The 19,554-nt window shown below is 36.8% G+C and carries 22 protein-coding genes; 4 read left to right on the forward strand and 18 right to left on the reverse strand.

What is annotated here, in order from left to right; genetic code table 11:
* The first annotated feature begins 298 nt into the window (after nt 1-298).
* Nucleotides 299-505, forward strand: a complete 207-nt coding sequence (locus NAT51_RS17955) for a hypothetical protein (protein WP_250601171.1) — start codon at nt 299-301, stop codon at nt 503-505.
* A 12-nt stretch (nt 506-517) separates the two neighbouring features.
* Nucleotides 518-1,144: a hypothetical protein gene (locus NAT51_RS17960; RefSeq protein WP_250601173.1), complete on the forward strand. Its 627-nt coding sequence runs from the start codon at nt 518-520 to the stop codon at nt 1,142-1,144.
* Between the two features lie 153 nt (nt 1,145-1,297).
* On the opposite strand, the gene NAT51_RS19760 is transcribed toward NAT51_RS17960, so the two are convergent.
* From NAT51_RS19760 to NAT51_RS18020, 12 genes are all read right to left on the reverse strand, one after another.
* Complete coding sequence (locus NAT51_RS19760) at nt 1,298-2,356, reverse strand: bifunctional transcriptional activator/DNA repair enzyme AdaA (protein ID WP_317245726.1); 1,059 nt, start codon at nt 2,354-2,356, stop codon at nt 1,298-1,300.
* Nucleotides 2,357-2,358: 2 nt separating this feature from the next.
* Nucleotides 2,359-3,129, reverse strand: coding sequence for an isocitrate lyase/PEP mutase family protein (locus NAT51_RS17975; RefSeq protein ID WP_250601175.1), 771 nt, complete (start codon nt 3,127-3,129; stop codon nt 2,359-2,361).
* Between the two features lie 605 nt (nt 3,130-3,734).
* Nucleotides 3,735-4,814 carry an NAD(P)H-dependent flavin oxidoreductase gene (locus NAT51_RS17980; protein ID WP_250601177.1) on the reverse strand — a complete coding sequence of 360 codons (1,080 nt, stop codon included), beginning with the start codon at nt 4,812-4,814 and terminating at the stop codon, nt 3,735-3,737.
* Nucleotides 4,815-4,824: 10 nt separating this feature from the next.
* Complete coding sequence (locus tag NAT51_RS17985; RefSeq protein ID WP_250601179.1) at nt 4,825-5,277, reverse strand: nuclear transport factor 2 family protein; 453 nt, start codon at nt 5,275-5,277, stop codon at nt 4,825-4,827.
* A 1-nt stretch (nt 5,278) separates the two neighbouring features.
* Nucleotides 5,279-6,013, reverse strand: a complete 735-nt coding sequence (locus tag NAT51_RS17990; RefSeq protein WP_250601181.1) for an SDR family NAD(P)-dependent oxidoreductase — start codon at nt 6,011-6,013, stop codon at nt 5,279-5,281.
* Nucleotides 6,014-6,019: 6 nt separating this feature from the next.
* Nucleotides 6,020-6,238, reverse strand: coding sequence for a tautomerase family protein (locus NAT51_RS17995; protein ID WP_250601183.1), 219 nt, complete (start codon nt 6,236-6,238; stop codon nt 6,020-6,022).
* A gap of 18 nt (nt 6,239-6,256) precedes the next feature.
* The gene (locus NAT51_RS18000; protein WP_250601185.1) at nt 6,257-6,781 is read right to left on the reverse strand and encodes a YceI family protein; all 525 of its coding nucleotides are present in this window, start codon (nt 6,779-6,781) and stop codon (nt 6,257-6,259) included.
* A 120-nt stretch (nt 6,782-6,901) separates the two neighbouring features.
* Complete coding sequence (locus NAT51_RS18005; RefSeq protein WP_250601187.1) at nt 6,902-7,546, reverse strand: NAD(P)H-binding protein; 645 nt, start codon at nt 7,544-7,546, stop codon at nt 6,902-6,904.
* A gap of 72 nt (nt 7,547-7,618) precedes the next feature.
* On the reverse strand, nt 7,619-7,765 hold the full coding sequence (locus NAT51_RS19835; protein WP_394799711.1) for a DJ-1/PfpI family protein: 147 nt from the start codon (nt 7,763-7,765) through the stop codon (nt 7,619-7,621).
* Between the two features lie 99 nt (nt 7,766-7,864).
* A complete protein-coding gene (locus tag NAT51_RS18010; protein WP_250601189.1) occupies nt 7,865-8,437 on the reverse strand; it encodes a Crp/Fnr family transcriptional regulator in 573 nt (190 codons plus the stop codon).
* Nucleotides 8,438-8,473: 36 nt separating this feature from the next.
* Nucleotides 8,474-9,283, reverse strand: a complete 810-nt coding sequence (locus tag NAT51_RS18015) for a helix-turn-helix domain-containing protein (protein ID WP_250601191.1) — start codon at nt 9,281-9,283, stop codon at nt 8,474-8,476.
* A 139-nt stretch (nt 9,284-9,422) separates the two neighbouring features.
* On the reverse strand, nt 9,423-10,418 hold the full coding sequence (locus NAT51_RS18020; RefSeq protein WP_250601193.1) for an SDR family NAD(P)-dependent oxidoreductase: 996 nt from the start codon (nt 10,416-10,418) through the stop codon (nt 9,423-9,425).
* 302 nt (nt 10,419-10,720) lie between these two features.
* Between NAT51_RS18020 and NAT51_RS18025 the strand changes: the two genes are divergently transcribed.
* Complete coding sequence (locus NAT51_RS18025; RefSeq protein WP_250601195.1) at nt 10,721-12,520, forward strand: hypothetical protein; 1,800 nt, start codon at nt 10,721-10,723, stop codon at nt 12,518-12,520.
* A gap of 267 nt (nt 12,521-12,787) precedes the next feature.
* Nucleotides 12,788-14,284: a peroxidase, FMP-type gene (locus NAT51_RS18030; protein ID WP_250601197.1), complete on the forward strand. Its 1,497-nt coding sequence runs from the start codon at nt 12,788-12,790 to the stop codon at nt 14,282-14,284.
* A 77-nt stretch (nt 14,285-14,361) separates the two neighbouring features.
* On the opposite strand, the gene NAT51_RS18035 is transcribed toward NAT51_RS18030, so the two are convergent.
* From NAT51_RS18035 to NAT51_RS18060, 6 genes are all read right to left on the reverse strand, one after another.
* Complete coding sequence (locus tag NAT51_RS18035) at nt 14,362-15,156, reverse strand: DUF1398 domain-containing protein (protein ID WP_250601199.1); 795 nt, start codon at nt 15,154-15,156, stop codon at nt 14,362-14,364.
* A 168-nt stretch (nt 15,157-15,324) separates the two neighbouring features.
* Complete coding sequence (locus tag NAT51_RS18040) at nt 15,325-16,089, reverse strand: helix-turn-helix domain-containing protein (RefSeq protein WP_250601201.1); 765 nt, start codon at nt 16,087-16,089, stop codon at nt 15,325-15,327.
* A gap of 137 nt (nt 16,090-16,226) precedes the next feature.
* Nucleotides 16,227-16,799 (reverse strand): Crp/Fnr family transcriptional regulator, encoded by a 573-nt coding sequence (locus tag NAT51_RS18045; protein ID WP_250601203.1) that lies wholly within the window; start codon nt 16,797-16,799, stop codon nt 16,227-16,229.
* Nucleotides 16,768-17,466 (reverse strand): 3,4-dihydroxy-2-butanone-4-phosphate synthase, encoded by a 699-nt coding sequence (gene ribB, locus NAT51_RS18050; protein WP_250601205.1) that lies wholly within the window; start codon nt 17,464-17,466, stop codon nt 16,768-16,770. The genes NAT51_RS18045 and ribB overlap by 32 nt, the downstream gene beginning before the upstream one ends.
* Complete coding sequence (locus NAT51_RS18055; RefSeq protein ID WP_250601207.1) at nt 17,463-17,687, reverse strand: DUF2798 domain-containing protein; 225 nt, start codon at nt 17,685-17,687, stop codon at nt 17,463-17,465. Before NAT51_RS18055 ends, ribB begins: the two co-directional genes overlap by 4 nt.
* 168 nt (nt 17,688-17,855) lie before the next feature.
* Nucleotides 17,856-19,532 (reverse strand): S8 family serine peptidase, encoded by a 1,677-nt coding sequence (locus NAT51_RS18060; protein ID WP_250601209.1) that lies wholly within the window; start codon nt 19,530-19,532, stop codon nt 17,856-17,858.
* Between the last annotated feature and the right edge of the window lie 22 nt (nt 19,533-19,554).

Genomic DNA, 19,554 nt, shown 5'->3' on the forward strand with positions numbered 1-19,554 from the left:
GGCAGAGGACTATTGCGCTATATAAGTAACGAGCTTGGCGGATTTGATAGTTCACCTCTGCTTTCCTTTGAAAAAGATAATCATTTTTTATCTAAGACAAAGTAAAGGCGGATTTGCAATCCGTGCCCGCAAAGAGAATAAAATTGAGAAAAATCCCAGTCGGTATGATTGGGATTTTTTGTTAGATTTGTTTTGAAGTAGATTGTGAGCACGGATTGCAAATCCGCGCTATCGGGTTCATAAAAATATTGCTGAACAAGTAACAATAAAACCCAATGGAGTAAAAGGTAAAGTTAGAATGGATAACGTTAGTACTAATAATGGTAAAATTGCATTAACCGAAGGTAAATCATCAGCAACAGCTCGATTAACTAAAAATCAAAAAAGTGGGTTTCCAGCTTTAGAAAAAAAAGGTGGAACTGTTGTTGGGAACAAAGGAACTGCGCAAGGTTATCCAGCTGGAACAAAAATTCCTCCTACGAAAGTTGATATTAAAAGACCCTAATAGTTAAATAATATGGCAGATAATGTTTTAAAAGATATTTTATTAGATTACTTGGATAAAGAATTAATCCAATATAATTTTAAATTGAATAAAAAACTTGGTGAGTTTACAAGTAAAAGTAAAGAGGGTTGGAAAAAACTTCAATTAATATTTCTAATAAGAGATGAAGGTTGGGAAATAAACTTGGGAATGCTAATAAGAAAAGATTTGGTTGAAAATATTTATCACAAAGCTTCTTATTACGAACCAAAATATCATAAAATCACCCCAACAATAGGAACAACAATTGAAAACTATATCAATGATGGTAAAAATCATCGTTTCTGTTTAAATTCAAATAAGGATTTAGCATTTTGTTATACTGAAATTCTTAAATTGTTTAAAGAAATAGCTTTACCTTTTTTTGAAAAGTATGATAGAATTGAAGAAATTGAAAAAGCTGTTAATATGAAAAATAGAGATAGTGTTTTTTCAGGAATTAAATATGGTGGAAACATAGGAATCATATTAGCAAAGCTGGTGGATAACCCTGATTATGAATATGGTGACGAAGATGAAAAAGATACTCCCAAAGCTATTCGTTTAGCATACAAAAACAAGATAAAAATCCCAGTCGGTATGATTGGGATTTTTTGTTAGATTTGTTTTGAAGTAGATTGTGAGCACGGATTGCAAATCCGCGCTATCGGGACAGATAAAGGCGAAAGCAGGAAAAAGCTCCTGAAAAAAATAACCCGATAGCTATCGGGATTGCGAAGCGGTTGAAATTTATGATAAAAACCAAACTTATAATCATACCAATTCCATTTTTCCTACCGTTTTTTCTTCAAGTTCCAACAGGTACCTTTTTCGCCAAAGTCCGCCGCCATAACCTGTCAATTGTCCGTTTGAGCCAATAACCCTATGGCACGGAATTATAATAGAAATTCTGTTCATTCCATTTGCATTTGCAACCGCTCTTACACTTTCAGGACTTCCAATTGCTATTGCCTGTTCTTTATAAGCTTTTGTTTGTCCGTAAGGGATGAGTTGCAATGCAGTCCAAATTTTATTTTGAAAGTTGGTTCCCGGTGTATGTAACGGAACAGAAAATTCTTTTCTTCTGCCGTTAAAATATTCTTGCAATTCGATTTCCAATGTGTCAAAATGTTTGTTGTTTCCTTGAATAATTATTGCATTTAAAAGTTTTGCAATCGACTTTAATTCTGTTTCCAACATTTTTCTATCCGTAAATTCTAACAGGCAAATTCCTTGATTGGTAGCACAAACAAGCATTGGCCCTAATGGCGTCTCTATTCTTTTTAAGTCAATTATATTTTGCTGTTTGCCTTGTTTTGGTGAAACGCCAACTATATTTTTAAATGTGTCTCCAAAACCACTTAACGATTCAAAACCTATGTCAAAAGCAGTATGTGTTACACTTTCACCATTTTGTATTTTTTTAAATGCCGAGTTTATTCTGAACATTCTTTGATATGCCTGAAAGGTAATGCCGTGATTTTTTAAAAACCACCGTCTTATCTGGCTTGGTTCAATCCCTTTTTGTTTAAGGTCGTGGTCTTTGAATTTTAAAGTTGGATTTTCTGAAAGTTCATTAATAATTTTCTGAAATTCTATTGGAGTATGGTTTAACGTTTTTAAAGGATTACAAATTTTACAAGCCCTGTAACCTTTGAGAATGCATTCTTCTGAAGTCTTCAAAAATTCAACATTTACCAATTTCGGTTTTCGTGCCGTGCAAGGCGGTCTGCAAAAAATGCCAGTGGTTTTAACAGCCGTAAAAAAGACACCTTCAAATGAAGTGTCTTTTTCAACTATTGCTTTGTACATTATTTCGTCTGTCAATTCCATTATTAAAACAAAGCCTTAAAAGATTGTTCAGTCAAATTTTTTGTTGTCATATTTTCCAATGCTGTATAAGCATAACTGTTTAAAAAATTACCCATACTTATTCTTTTTACTCCAATTTTTTGAAGGGTTTCAAAATTGGGTAATTCCGGCATACACATTACATTTAGCGGTAATTTAGTTTGCAAAACAATTGTGGCAATATCACTTTCTTTTGTAATGCAAGGTAAAAATATTCCGTCAGAACCAGCCTGTTCATACATTTTTAATCTTTCATTTGTAACTTGTAGCGTATTCGGGACATTCAAAAGAAAACTATCACATCTTACATTGATGAAAATTGAAATTCCTTGTTGTGTTAAAATGGTTTTTACTTCTTTTAAAAGCCGGGAAAATGGAACACAGTCTTTAAGTTTCCGTTCGTTGTTTTCAATAAAACTATCTTCAATATTTATTCCTGCAATACCTAATTTTTCTAATGTAATGATGTTGTCGGTAATTTCTGTTGCCGTTTTTCCATAACCAAATTCAATGTCCACAGATAGCGGAAGTGTGACACTTTTTTTAATTCTTTCAACAATAAATAATACATCTGAAAACGGCATTTGCTCTCCATCTTCATACCCTAATGAATGGGCAATCGCAGCACTTGAAGTTCCAATTGCCTGAAAGTTTAACTTCTCATAGATTTTTGCACTCTGTACATTCCAGACATTTCCAATAATCAAAGGTTGTGTCTGATTATGTAATTCTTTAAATTTTAAATATGTTGTCATTTCTTTATTTGTTTGTACAAAGATATTCTTAGGCTCTGTGGCCATACAACCGAAAAATTGACAAGTATTTTTTTGTAGAGAGATAAAGGCGTAAGCAGGATACGGGCGAAGCGAAACTATTTCTTTAGCATAAAAAGGAAGATAAAATCCCAGTCACTATGATTGGGATTGTATTAGATTTGTTTTGAAGTGGATTGTGGGCACGAGCGAGACACTCACACCACCGTAGGATTTCATACTATAAAGAGTTGTGGCAAAAAAATCAAACGTAAAAATTTTGCCACAACTTTTAGCGTGGCAAAATTTTTAAAACTGAAAAAATTGCCACACTTTTTGTGGCAATTTTTCAAAAACTATTTTTTTTTGCCACAAGTTGAGACGAGTACCAAAAAAGATAGTGTAGCGTTTTTTTAGCATATAAAACGAGATAAAAACCCTCGCTGTGCAATCCCGTCGTTAATCCGGATATAGAACTATAAATCATGTATGATTATCCTTATTTATTTGTGGAGACGAACACCAAAAAGACAATAAAGCTTTCGTTTAACCTAAAAAAAACAAGATACAATCCCAGTCACTATGATTGGGATTGTATTCTATATTCTTTAAATATCCTTCCAGTACTTTGGGACTTCCTCAATAATTGATTTCATCAATACTTCCGCTTTTTTGTGTTTGAGTATGGGAGCAATCTGTCCGCTCCAGAATAGGATCATGTCCCATTTTTGTTGGTCCAGGGCTGCCGTTCTCAAGGAAGACATGAGCGTGGTTTGCAGCGGGAAAGGCAGGAGTTGGTTTTCCTTTCCGGTGATTTCTTTTGCCAGACGTGTAGCGATGCCTCTTCCCAGACGGCCTGTAAAAGCGCGGGACAGCATGGTATTCCGGGAAGCTTCGGAAAACAGCATTTCCCGGTGGATTGGCAGAGCGCCTGATTCATCACAGGCTAAGAAAGCTGTACCAATTTGTGCTGCTTCCGCTCCAAGAAGTAAAGCAGCAGCCACACCACGGCCATCGGCAATACCACCGGCCGCGATGATAGGGATTTTGACTTTCTCCCTGATCAACTGGATAAGAACAAAAGTCCCCACGGTTGATGCTTCGGGAGTATTTAAGAAAGAAGGACGGTGTCCGCCCGATTCAAAACCCGATGCGATAATCATATCCACACCTGCATTTTCAAGGAATATAGCCTCATCCAGGGTAGTGGCGGCACCGACAGTCTTAATGCCTTTTTTGCGGCAGTCTTCCAGTATGGTTTGTGAAGGCACACCAAAGACAAAGCTGAATACTTTTGGCCTGGCCTCCAATACTACCTCAACCTGATTTTCAAAGCGCGATTTGAAAGCGGACGGTTTATAGGGAAAAGGGATAGCTGCTTCATCAAAATACGGTTTCAGCAACTGTTTTGTTTTCCCGAAATGTTCATCCGTAATGCCACTTTCGGGAGCATCGGTATCAGAAACCCATAAATTGATATTGTATGGCTTATCGGTAGCTGTTTTGATCTCTTTGTCCAACTCGTGAATTTCCTGCGGGGTGAGGGTATAGGCACCATAACCACCCAGACCACCCATGTTGGATACTTTGGACAATAGTTTGACTGTGGAAAGCTTTCCGCCGAAGGGTCCCTGTAAAATAGGGTAATCAATCCCGAGAATCTTCTTTACCCTTGTATCGTACCACATACTATTGTTTTTAAGGTTTTATATCGGTAAGCATTTTATTTACGATGACCCATTTCCCGTTTATTTTATGGAAAGAAAGTAAATCCTGATAATGGAAATCGTACATTTCAACTGTGATGTCAGCTATTGCTATCGAATTTACGACTTTAATTGCAATAATTTTGCCTTTGAACGGTTTTCCCGAGTCTTTCGGACTTTGGCGGTTTTGAACCCCGTCAAGGTATTGGTCCAGCGTTTTGGCATAGGGAACACCTTTGACATCCCCAAACAGTAAGGTTCCTTCATTAAAAGATTCTTTCAAAAGACTTATATCTCCTTCATAAATCCCTTTCAGGTAATAATTTTCGATTACTACCGTGATCGCCACTATATCCTGTTCATTTGTTCTCATTGTGTTGTTATTTTGTGCTTTTATGCCCTGGATGAAGCAGAGCATAAAAGCGGTTAAGAAATAGGTTTTCATTTTAATTTAAGTTGTGACCGGCACCTTTACCGCCGTCGACATTGATGATGGATCCGGTGATGAAATTGCTTTTGGCTACGGTATAGACCATTTCGGCTACATCATTGATTTCACCCACACGGTTGAGTAAGTGCAATCCGGCAGTGGCATCGGCATTGTTGCCATGCATGGGAGTGCGGATAACGCCCGGAGCAACGGTATTGACCCTGATGTTTTGCTTTCCGAACTCGGCTGCCAGTTGGATTGTTAAGGCATGAATGGCACCCTTACTTGCTATGGGAGCTGAAGCAGGCCATCCTCCCAGACCATGGTTTACCAGTGGTGTACCGATATTAATCACGACACCATCTTTTTGTTTGAGCATTTGCGGGATGAACGCCTGCGTGGTGAAATACGTGCCTTTTAAGTTGGTTTTCAGGAAGCGGTCGAGGTATTCTTCATCGACTTCCAGAAACGGTTTGCTTTCAAAAATACCCGCGTTATTGATCAGGATATCGGCAGAACCGAATTTCTCCATGGCTTTGGCTACCAATAATTCGCCGGTTTCCTTAAGACTTACATCGCCTACGACCATGGCGAGGTTGTCACCGGCCCCCAGTTCATTGAATGCCTTGTCCAATGCTGTTTTGGTTACCGAATTGATGACCACATTATCTCCTTTGTCTAAAAAGTATTTTGCAATACCTTTTCCTATTCCGGAGGCTGCTCCGGTTACGATTACTGTTTTTGCTTTCATAATAACTTATTTTTTATCGGCTGTGATGCCTTTTTCCCTTAATACTGATACTTGTTCCCCGGCGTAGCCCCAATTGTCCAGTTCGACTTCCTGAATGACGATGTGGGTAAGATGTGGATCTTTATTGAGTGTGTTTGATAACAGGTCAGTAATTCCTTTGATCAGGATTTGTTTTTGCTCACGGGAAACTCCCTCCCGTGTCAATTCTATTTTTACATATGGCATGATGTTATTGTTTTGAGATTAATTTTTAGCCGTTACGTTGATGTTTAAATCAAAATCGTTGTAGATAAGTGTATCGCCAAGATTGGTGAAGAAATTTCCGGAGCGGAACTTCATACCGTATTTGGTCCGGTCTATTTTGATGGCGCCGGACAGTGTAAGTGTATCATCTGAATTATTGATATCAGCTTCAAAGGTTATGGGATGGGTGATATCTTTAATAGTCAGATTCCCTTCGATTGTCGCAGTATTATTATTTGGTATTACCGAAGTGATTACAAAAGAAGCTTCAGGGTATTGTGATGAGCTGAAAAAATCATCCGAAGCAAGGTGGCCTGCGAATTGCGCATTTGTTTCAGGATCTTTGATATCCAGTATTTTAATGGATGTTGCGTCTATGATTACTTTACCTCCGGTTAAGCTACCGTTTTGCCAGGTAAATTCCCCTTCTTTTGTATTGATAGTACCGTTGTGGGCACCGGTTACTTTTCTGCCAATCCAGTTGATTGTAGTCTGGTCATTGATCAATTTAAATTTTGTTTCCATTTCTTTGTTGTATTAAAATTACAGTACAAAGTTGGCCGGAAACCACAAGATGGTTACGTGATCTGTGTCACATTCAAAAGCAGCGGCAGCATTATGTGATGTGTGTCACATTTTGGGAGTTTAACCATTAAAAGAGAAAATTTTATCCAATTCGATAATTTGTATTCTATTAGCGTTGGTTTTGGGAGCCAGTGCTAATTTTTCAGCAAGTGTTTGTGTGGGCATTGGTTTGAAACTCTTCAGAATACCCAGTTTATTCATAAAATGCAATGCAGCAGCACTTATTTTTTCACCAAAACGGTCTGAATCTTTACGCAATAATAAACCCGGTCTGAAAATAGTATAGTCTGAAAAACCAAGAGTTTCTATGTCCCGTTCCAGTTCGCCCTTTATTCTTGAATAAAAAACAGTACTTGAGGGTGAAGCACCATAAGCAGACAACAGTACCAATGATTTGACGTTGTTGTTTTTAGCAATTGAGGCAAAACGTAGTGGTATTCCGTAATCGATTTCGGTTTGTTTTTCCTTTGTGCCTGCTATTTTCAGGGTAGTTCCCAGGCATGAAAACAGGACATCCCCGGTAATGAATTGTGATACCGTTTCCGGATAGTCAAAATCAATTACGATTTCTGTTAGTTTTGGGTGATTTGAACCGCTTTTACGGCGTACAAATGTTACGACTTCAGTATAATCGGGATCCTGCAGTAAAACCTCTGCCAGATCTTTACCTGTTGCTCCGGATGCTCCTATAATAAGTGCTTTCATATCAAACTGTTTAATGGATAAATTTAATTAATTAAATCTGATAGTGGAAGAAGTAGAGCTACCACTATCAGATTAGGTATTGGAAATTAAAAAGAGCCGTTTATTTTTTAAGCAGCCAATTAAAATATCGGCAGAAGCCAGTACAACAGGAGCGTGACAGATTGCAGCTATCAGCTTCCCTGATTTATTGAAGTCCTGAATGAATTTAATAACCGGGATGTAATTCGACTTTCACAAATTTATCAATTATTTTGCAGCTTTGTTATGCCGTAAGTTACAATAGCTTTAGCATTTCTGTTTATGTGTTAAGGTCAGATTTCAGGAATTGTATAAACGGCTCAGTGTTTCCCTTGAAACACCTAAATACGCTGCTATCAAATGCTTAGGTACGTTATTGTACAGAGCAGGATATTGTTTCATTAAATATTCATAACGGTGTCTGGCATCGTTATTCATGAATGATAATAATCTTTTTTGTGCTGCCACATAGCCTTTATTGGTGCGCCAGCGGAAGAAATATTCGATCTGATGGATTTCCCGGCATAGTTTCTCCCTGTCATCATTGGAAATACAAAGCACCTCTGCATCGGTAATGCAATCAACATTGATGGTGGCTTTTGAACCGCTGTATAAGGCATCGTAATCAGAGGTCCACCAATTGGGCATGGCAAACTGGAGAATGTACATTTTCAGGTTATCGTTAATGTAAAAAGATTTAAGAAAACCATCCACAACAAAGTATTCTGAATCTATACGTTCACCCGCTGTAATAATAGCCTGCCCTTTTTTAAACGACATGGGTTTGAAGTGTGAAAAGAAATAATCAAACTCCTCATCGGTAACCGTTACTACTTTTGTGATATGTTCTCTTAAGATTTCTTTGGCATCCATGATATTATAAATGTAATGAAAATTGATTCTGTGAATTTAAACAGAAAGCAGCTTTGTAGGAGCCACACCATACTGATTTTTAAAAGCATATGAAAAATGGGACAAATCTTCAAAACCTACTTCCAGATATACCTCTATCGGTTTCTTCTTCTTTTCGGTGAGTTGGTAGTAAGCGAGTTCGAGTCTTTTCCGGGTCAGCCATTTTTGAGGGGTTGTGTTGAATAACTTCTTGAAATCACGGTTAAAAGTCGACAGGCTGCGTCCGGTTAGGTATCCTAATTTTTCCAGTGGCATGTTAAACATGAAATTGCGTTCCATAAAATGAATCAGGTCTATTTTGCCGGGTTCATCAAAATGGGCCAGTACATTATCGATATTTTTATCAATTTCCCTCAAGATACTTATGGCTTCGGTTATTTTTAAGGAAGCCAGATCTTCCGGGACACCGTCTTTTAAATCAAAATAAGGGATTAGTGAAGCCATGCAGCTTTCCAATAAAGGATGGTTGTTAAAGCTGTAAATTTTGTGTTGGGGTATTGGTTTGTTTTTCAATTCTATATTTTGGTAGAATTTCTTCAGCCGCTCCACCGAAAGATGCATAACTACAGTTTTGTGTGGTTCTCCGTTTGAAGGGTAATTGAGGACAGTTGCCAATTGGTTCCTCGGAATTAAAAAAATATCCCCTTTCTTAAAAGTGAATGTTGTGTCATATTGAACAATTCTGGTTTCACCCGAGATGAACCAAACCAGCATATGATCATCAAAAGTGATATCCGACTTAAAGAATTTGTCTTCATAACACGAGAGTTTGATGTCGGGAGTAATGTATTTAGCCTGATATTCCATTGTTTACAGTTGCATTAATTGTTGGGATAATGACACGCTTTATACAAAGATAAGTTGATTTCAGTGTTTTTACTTTGTTTAAAATGTCATTTCGCAATGAATTTTGAAAGCCTGCCTAAAAGCTAAGGCAGGCTATTAATTATATGTTGAATGTGATTCCGGTCATTTCTTCGCTTACGGTCCATAATTTTCGGGCATTTTCTTTGTCTAAGGAATACAATTCGACTCCTTTTTCACCGAAGCTTTCTTCTGTAGCCAATGAGGCGATATCGACATCTTCACAATACACTCCGCCAATAGTGTCAAGTTGTTTACTGGTTGCACACCATACGGTAGTGGCTGCTCCCTGTGGAATTGTCTTCAGTCTGGAAGCTACTTCCGGAAGCAGGTTTCCGTTTGCATCCAAATAACCCATTTTCTGGAATAATTCCAGTGATGCTTCTCTTGCGAGTTCGGTTCCGCCTATGGATCCCGGATGCAACGAGTAGGCTCTTACACCGAATTCCTTTGCCCGGTTATCAAGTTCCAATGCAAATAAATTACTGGCGGTTTTGGATTGGCCATACGCTTGTAAGGTTTCATATTCCCTGTGGTTGAAATTGGGGTCTTCAAAGTTGAAATTAGCCATCTGATGTCCCAGCGAAGAAACATTAATTACTCTCGCGCCGTTTGCTTTTTTCAGCGCGGGAAATAAACGGGCTGTTAAATGGAATTGGGCTAAGTAGTTTGTAGCCAACTGGGATTCGGTGCCCCAACTGTCCCGGCGAAGCGGTACCCACATAATTCCGGCGTTGTTGATCAATAGGTGTAAAGGGCGTTCTGATTCCAGAAATCTTTCTGCAAAAGCATCAATGGAAGCTGGATTTATGGCATCCATGGATTCGATTTCCACGTTTTTAATACCTTCCAGATTGTGTTTGGCTTTTTCAATGTCACGTGCGGGTACGATCACGGTTGCGCCTGCATGGGCAAGTGTTTTAACATTTTCAAGTCCGATACCTGTGTTACCGCCGGTGACAATTGCGATCTTTCCGCTAAGGTCAATTCCTTTGATTACGTCTGCTGCTGTGGAAGTTGCGTTAAATCCTGAACCGATTGGCTGCTGTAACGCTCCCTGATAATTGTTAAGTCTCATTTTCTTTTTATTTAAAAGTTATAAGACAAAATTAGGTTTACAGGAAGCGGGCAGTTTTGTTCAAAAAGTCAATTTACTTTGTTTAGAATGTCAATTGTCCTAATAAGAAAGAGATTTTAGTTGTTTTTATAAAAGTTTATTTTTTCTATAGCATAAGTTCTAAAAACCTTAAATCTTTCCAATATTCAGAATTCGGTATTTGATTTTCATAATTCACATGTTTTTAGCTTATTAGCTGTTTATGTTGTAATTTAGATAATAAAACGGCAATGTTTTTAAATTCTAAACTCATATTGCTTTTTTTGATACTCTTCATTTATCAGATCACATTTGCTCAAGATACTAAAGCAAAAGATACTGCTAAAATGTATCGTGATATAGAGAAATACTCCAAAAAAGGAAAATTCACCAAGTTTCTGCACAAATTAGTTTTTGAACCGGTCGCCAAGCAAAAAATCAGGAAGAATTCATTTCATAAAATTAAAAGACAGAATTATGCCCAATGTGAGGGAAAAATAATCAGAAATATTACTATCACTACGCTTGATCCTTTTGGATATTCTGAAATGGACAGTACCATTAAGCCAAAACAGCGTATTACTAAGATGGGAAACGCATTACATCTTAAGACGCATGATTTAGCAATAGGGAATTTACTTTTAATCAAGAGGAATACACCCTTAGATTCATTATTGACTAAAGAATCAGGGCGGTTAATAAGGAGTCAGCGTTACATTAGAGGCGTAAGGATTACGGCCGAGTTAGTGGCTGAAAATTCGGATTCTGTAGATGTTTATGTACGTGCCATAGATTCCTGGAGTTTAATTCCCAATTTTTCCACATCTACTTCAAAAACTACTTTTGATGTGACTGAAAGAAATTTTTTAGGAACAGGGCACGAGTTTTCAAATATTTATACAACTAGCTTAAACAGCAGTAGGAATGGTTATAATATGAGTTATACCATTCCGGCTATTCTGAATACTTTTATCAGGACAACAATTGGCTATAGAGTGGATCTGGATGATTATTATTTAAAGTACATTAAAGTCGAGCGGCCTTTTTTTTCTCCTTATGCACGTTGGGGAGCCGGAGTTTATATGGATAAACAATATATAAAAGTAAAAAGGGTAGATGCGGATCAGGTTGTAGAAACACAAAATTTCAAATTCAATTCACAAGATTATTGGGCAGGGTGTGCATTGCGTATTTCTAACGGAAATTCGGAAGATGAGCGTGTAACAAACTTAATAACGAGTGTCAGGTATTATACTAAAAATTACATCGAAAAACCTGAAATACTGGAGGACAGTTTAGGTATTTTTTCCAGTGAAAATTTATATTTAATAGGGGTAGGAATTTCTTCCCGTAAATTCACTCAGGACAAATACATATTCAATTATGATATCGTGGAAGATATTGCATCAGGAATTATCTATAATATAACCAGTGGCTATCAGAAGAAAAATGATGAATATAAATTGTATTTTGGCGCCCGGTTTGCTTTAGGGAAGTATTATGATTTTGGTTATTTGAGCGGTAATATAGAGTATGGAACCTTTTTTAAGGATTCTAAAACAACACAAAGTGCCATTAATTGCAGCGCTGTTTATTTTACTAATTTATATGAGACCGGGAATTGGAAATTCAGGCAATTTATTAAACCTCAGGTTATCATTGGCAGCAATCGTTTGGATTCCAATTTAGATAAATTGACGTTGAATGAAAATTCAGGGTTACAAGGTTTTGATCAGGCAACGGTTTTTGGAACCAAAAAACTGCTGTTAACACTTCAAACGCAGGGATATTCACCCTGGCGGATTTTAGGATTCCGGTTAAATCCCTATTTTAGTGTTACCATGGGAATTTTGGGACAGGAAAATACAGGGTTTAGAAGGAGTAAAATCTATTCACAATTTGGTGTAGGTGTTATTATAAGTAATGATTTTTTGGTATTTCATGCGTTCCAGCTGTCATTTTCATACTATCCGAATCTTCCATTGGATGTGGGTTCAGTATTTAAAACAAACGCTATAAAAACGTATGATTTCGGGTTGCAGGATTTCGAAATTTCAAAACCATTGATGATTCCGTACAGATAAAATAGAACATTAGACTTTAGAAGACTAACCCCGAAAATTCTAAATTCCAGACCTTAACCTTGATTACTTTCTTCCCAATCGTTAAATCCTTCAATCTTTAAATCTATAAAAAAAGCTATAAATCACGTAAATCTACCTGATTCCGTTTTTACATTTTATACTACTATTGTAAGAATAAATTTTCAAAGGATGAAGTAAATGAATCCCGATATAATGCAGGTCAATCTTTTGATTATAACAACAAACTAATCTAAAAAAAATAATACTATGTTAAGACGTAAAAGCACTGCTCACGGGCAATCTGCAGACAAAGCCTTATTGAAAGGTACGCAGGATGACAACCAGGGTGTATTGGAAAACTTAATGTCGGGGTATTCAAAAATGCTGATTGAAGATCCGGTAAGACCTTTTTATGTGGATGACCTCCAACAAGTGGTAAACGATGTGGATTACGGTATTTTACAGGCATTGGAAGGCACATGGGTGAGTTATAACAATAGTGACCAAAGCCAGAGAAAAATGAACGGAACGGGTGTGCACACTACTATCATGCCTTCACCGGGTACAAATTCAGGCAATATTCCGGGTAAATACAGTTTTGCATGTGAAGAATACATCGAAAAATTAACGTTCGATTTAGTTCCGGGCGGAGTACGTAACCGTGGTGGAGGAAACGAACAATTCTGTGGAGCGGTTAAGTACGACCAAAGTATTAAAAGTGTGAACAATGTGAACGGCCAACTGCAATACACGCCAATTCACGAGGAAAACGGTATGTATTTGTGGTTGAGTGATGTCTTCAATCATGCGGCTACAGAACAATCCATTAAAGAAGACCGCGGTATTCATGCCATTTCACCGGATAACCCGAATAAAGATTTATACAAAAGTGGCTACCAGGATGAAACGCTTTTCCTGATTGTAAACGAACAAGGGAAACAGGAATATGTTACGCAGGATAACCTGAACGGCAGACATTATACTGAAATCATCGCTGCCAAAGAACTTAGAAAAGGAGCAGGGCAAACCGGACCTTACTTTATTCCTGATTATTCGATCTCCCGAAGCGGTGTAATCCCGCACGGAAGTACCATAACATTATTAGGGGATTTGGTTCAGGGTAGTTCGGGTTATTTAGTTTCGGGCTCTCCGCAATTCCCGCATGGGGATGCTGCCTGGAAGTACGACCATTTGGCCATCTCAAGAACGATGGGTGGGGCAGGAGCCAGTGAAACCAACCCGATCAATTTAGATCAGGCGCCACCGGCATGGGTATTTGAAACGCTGAACGACCAGAATGATCCGGGAGAGAATAAAATCTATACCCAAAGAATATTGGCCCATGAACTGTATCCGTATTCGGTACGTCCTGATTTGCGTTTACGCGACTCCCTGGCAGAAGATAAAGTAAAGAATCACGTATTGATCCAGATGTCTTCCAAAAACAAAACAGGAGCACAGGGAGGAATATTGAATGTACCTTTTGTAAACCGCTTTGTGCCTACAGTCGAAATGAACATGAAAATGTGGATTGAAACAGTAGTTGAAGACGGAAAGGAAATACTGCAGTTACAATACGAACAAATCATATTCTTCGAATTCCATTTCGGGGATGACGGAGGAACTACGAGTTGGCCACATATTCAGGTAAATACCCTTCGTAAAATAGAAGATGTTCCTGCGGATCAACGTCAATTAATTGAAGAGCAATTCCCAAGTTCCAATAAAAAAGGTGCTTCAGGATGTCCATACCATAAAGAGTAATTATAAAAAAGCCCCAAATCTGGGGCTTTTTTTAGCATTTATCACTTAAAAAATAGAATAAATCCTCAGTGAGTTTTTTATTGGGGGATTTTTTCTACCAGAATTTGATTCCCTGCTTTGTTAAAATAAGTACAGGTCATTTGTTCCATACAGATTTCCCATTTTTCAATTCCATACGTTGCACACATTTTGATGAAAGTAAGGAAGTCGGTTTTTCCCTGTTGGTGATCAAGCAATTCTTTTTTAAACTTTTCACTTTCAACAATGTCAGCCATCGTTAATGGTTCATACTTTGCTGGTATTTTTACAGTATAATTATCCGCACCGTGGTAGTCAATATGTCCATCATAAACATATGTTTCATAATGGGTTACGCCTAAAGCCTTAATTTCTTTGATATAGGAAGGAAAATCGGCACCTGATTTTACTTTTCTGTGAGCAGTTTTGATTTGTTCGGCCGTGAATGATGATTTTTGTGCAGATAGGGAAGGAATATGTTCCACCCAGACCTTGTTTCCGGCTTTATCGATATAGGTACAAGTCATATTGATCAGGCAAACTGCCCATTTTTCAATTCCATTGTCTGCAGATTGACGGCTGATCTGTAAATAATCTGATTTTCCCTGCTGATGGTTAATGATGTCAATTTTCAATTGTTCTAAGTTTACCATGTCGGCAACTGTAATTGCAGAATAGTTTGATCCGGTACGGAGTTCATAATTATTTTCTCCATGGAAGATACTGCTTCCGTCTTCCATTTTAGTTTCATAATAAGTCACACCCAAGTTTTTAAGGTTTTCTGCCAAAGCGGGAAAATCGGCACCGGTTCTTACTTGTGAAAGTTTTTCATTGATTTGAGCTGTTGTAAACATTTTCTTTTGATTTTTAATTAAACAGTTTGTTGGATTGCACGAAATCATAATGTTTATACCGAACAAGATGAAGGCTGATTTTAAGATTACATTTTCCATTGCTTTTTCATTACGATTACAATGCAAAGTTGCAACACCTAAAACCCCTGTGATTGTAAAAAACCGTCTTTATGAAAGCCGCTTGAAATGTTCCGGTGTTTCTCCCGTAAACTGTTTGAAATCTTTTATGAAATGAGCCTGGTCAAAAAAGTTATTTTCGTAGCATATTTCGATTAGTGTTTTAGTTTCGGACAGATTTTCCAAAACTGAATTGAAGCGGATGATGGAAGCAAATTTTTTAGGCGTTACCCCAACCACTTTTTTAAAACGCTTTTCAAAAGGACGCTGGCTGATGCATAATTGGTCATTTAATTCTTTTATACGGACATTACCATTGCTTTGATAAATCAACTTTATTGCTTCCACTATCAGTTTGTCGGTTTGAATATCTTTAAGTTGCGAAATCAAAAACTGTTCAACGATTTTTACACGATGTTTATCTGTATTGGCAATGGATAGTTTTTCCTCGACTTCAGTCACACTGGTTTTATCAAAAATATCATCAAGGGAAAGGCTGAGGTTAAACAATTCGTTTGTGGGATTTGAAGAGAAATGGATAAACCCGATTTCGGTAAAGAAAACTAATATGGTTCCGATATCTGCCGAATTACTGAAGATTTTATAGCTGTCTGAAATACCGGTTATTCCCGATGAATCAAGTTTGTGTACACTATCATCCTTTACAATTGACAATTGGCCCTTGTATTGAAATCCGATCACCAAACCGGAAGAAGGAAAAATTTTATACTCACCTTCCAATTCATTTTCAGATACTGCAAGGTATTTTATGTAGGGTTTTAACCTCTCAATCGGGGAGTATTTGTCAAACTTCATGATGAATACCTTTTCTTTAAGACCATTTACAATGTATCACAAAACGTTACTATTCAGTAAGGAAATGGTTTATGTAAAGATATGTAATTTATCATAATGATTAGGGTAAACCAGACAATGCATGGATAGGAAACCTATTAAACTTTTGATTTTAAACGACTCAGTGTTTCCTGTGACACATTGATATACGAAGCCACTATTTTGTTGGGTAAACGGCTTACGACTGCTGGGTTTATCTTAAGCAATCGATTGTATCTTTCCAATGCATCCTCGGTAGTAAATGACATCAGCCTGTTGGTATTGTTCACATAGGCTTTTTCAAGATAATTGCAGTAAAACTGGCTCCATTTCGGAACAATTTTCATTAAATGTTTAAAATCATTATGCCGAATATACAAAAGATCGGAAGGTTCAATGGCTTGTATGAATTCCTTTGAAGGTTGTCCGGTTATAAAGCTGACCAATGCAGTGGCGAACTGATTTTCAAAAGCAATATATCTTGTCGAATCCTTTCCTTCTTCATTCACAAAATATATCCGCAAACAACCTTTGCCAACGAAGTATGTCCGCTGGCTGGTTTGTCCTTCCGATAGTAAAATATCATTTTTCTTTTGTTTCAGAGGTTTGAAATAGGAAAGAATAATGGCTAATTCGTCATCTGTAACGTCAATAATCTTTTTAATATAGCCAGAAAGCTGTTTCTCTATCATAAAGCAATGTGTAGTCCCGGACAAATTTACGGTAATAAATAATATCTTCAATTGACAGGACGGTTAAGTCGTGTTGTCTGGCAAAATCAACTATTTCAGGAAGTCTGGCCATAGTACCGTCTATATTCATTAATTCGCACAAAACAGCCTGAGGGGATAAATCGGCCAGTTTCATAAGGTCGATACTTCCTTCAGTGTGACCGTTTCGTTCCAGAACTCCGTTGTCTTTCGCCCGTAACGGGAAAATATGTCCCGGTTTGGATAAATCCGTAGGTTTAGCATTTTCCCTGCAGGCGGTTTTTATCGTTTGTATTCTGTCGGATGCCGAAACTCCTGTTGTAACACCAAATTTCGCTTCTATGGAAACGGTGAATGGCGTTTGGTATTTGCTCGTATTTTCTTTCACCATATAGGGTAAATCTAATGAATCGGCTTTATCGTTAGTCAGACAAAGACATACTATTCCACTGCATTCCCGTATCATGAAAGCCATATCGGCAACCGTCATACTTTGCGCCGGAAAAATAAGATCACCTTCATTTTCCCTGTCTTCGTTATCTGTCAATATAATTCCTTTTCCGTTTTGAAGCTGTCTGATGGCATTTTCAACACGCTCTTTGCTGTTATTGCCAAATACACTGAGAAGATTTGATTGTTTTGCTATCATCTTTCAACTGTTACTTTTTCAGCAAGCTTTCTTGCATTGGGAATAATAATGAAAGCTGCGGCATAGGCAACCGGAAGCATGACACTCCAGGCTTTCAGGAATTTCAGGAACCAGTCTTCCCCAAAACCGTAATTCCGCATCAATCCAACAAAAGCCATAATCAAGGTCATGGGGATTACAACAAACAAGGTGTTGATGTATTTAAAATGTTTCTTTTTCATTAATCAAATGGTTTAAAATTAATAACAGTGCAAAAGTGCAACTCTCATCAGTCTTAAAATTTGATATAAGTCATTAAATTAGGGGTGTGGGAATTTTTTGGTTGTGATGATTTGTTCGATAAAATATGTTGCTTTTAGTATTAAGTTGGATGATTTTATTAACACTAATTATTTTTTTGATTTCTTCCATTCTTTTGCTATTAACAAAGCATTGTATGCATTAATAACGCCACCTGTTTTTGAGAGTTCTTTAAATGGTTTTAAGGTTCCTTTTGCTTCACCGGGAACCTGAACCTCTAAATCATATTTTACGCTGGATTCCAACAAGATTTCTTTTACTTCTTTTGCAGATAATTTAGGATAATGTGAACGGACTATGGCTGCAACCCCAGAAACAATTGGGCTTGACATTGAAGTGCCGTCCCGGTAGGCGTAGCCTACATTAGCATCTGTTGTTTTTAAAAAGTATGCAGGGGCAAAAACATCAACTGTTTTTTTTCCATAATTTGTAAAAGAAGCTAGGAAGTCTGAGTCTCCAGTATATGTTATTCCTCCTACTTTTATAAAATTATCACAATAATCAGCCATTGTTTTTTCATTATAATCGATAGGGTAAAAAGGTTTCAAGTCACTATTGCTACTATCATTTCCTGCCGCAGCTATAACTAAAACATCATGTTTTTCAGCATATTCTAATGCTTCTTTTACCCATTCAGGATTCGCACTGAAAGTTTTGCCAAAACTCATATTGATTATTCTTGCTCCATTGTCAACAGCATATTTTATAGCTAATGCAACATCTTTATCATTTTCGTATCCCCCTGTTGGAATTGCTAAAATTGGCATAATTTTAATATTATCACTAAACCCTTGAATACCTTTTTTGTTTGCTCTATTTGCACCTAGTATGCCACTTACTATTGTACCGTGATATGTTAATTTTACGTTTTTAAAAACATCATTGTTTCCATAAAATCTATCACTTAAATCTAAATCGTTATCACCGATAATATGACGGTCATTATAATTCAAATTAAAAGAAGTTATTTGTTTTTTAATAACTTTTAAACTATCTTTTTTTAACGTAGCTTCGTTCATACCTAAGCGTATATATTTGCGCAGTATTAATATATTTTCAACCAATTCCGGGTTTCCCTTTTTGTTTTTATGATATAAACTGTCTATTTCAGGAAAACTGTAATTACGTTTGCCAAAAAATAGTTCTAGTTTTTTTACACTTCTTTTATATTCATCAATGTAAAGACTTGAATATTTTTTTTGTGTTTCTAGTTGTAAAGAATCTTCTTTATATAGTCTTTTTGCTTTTATGTTAAGGAGGGAGTCTTTTTTATTTCCGTTGAAATTGTTGAAAGAATTGTATTTCTTTTTCATTCTGTTTATTATCCTTATTGGTTCAGTATTGGCATAAGAAATACTTTCCCCGTTTTTATTACCCAGGAAGTTCCATCCGTTAACATCATCAACATAACCGTTTTTATCATCATCGATTCCATTGTTTGGGATTTCACGTTTATTAACCCAAATGGCAGATTTTAAATCTTCATGATTAATATCAATATCAGTATCTATTACTGCTACGATAACTTCTTTCCCTTTCTTATTTTTGATTATCTCTTTGTAAGCTCTAATCAAACTTGTTCCTGCTAATGTGTCTTTTTCAATGTCTAAATTATGCCAACAATCCCGTACTTCAACAGGAAGAGCATTTTTAAAAATGACTTTCGGCTGTTTAATTAGTTGATTTTTTTGTTGCCCCAAAGCATTTATACTAAATAATAAAACACTAAATAATAGAAAGGAATATTTATTGAAAGAGTTGTTCATGGTAATATTTAAGGTAAAAGGC

This window comes from Flavobacterium amniphilum (genome assembly GCF_023634845.1).
Taxonomy (GTDB): Bacteria; Bacteroidota; Bacteroidia; order Flavobacteriales; family Flavobacteriaceae; genus Flavobacterium; species Flavobacterium amniphilum.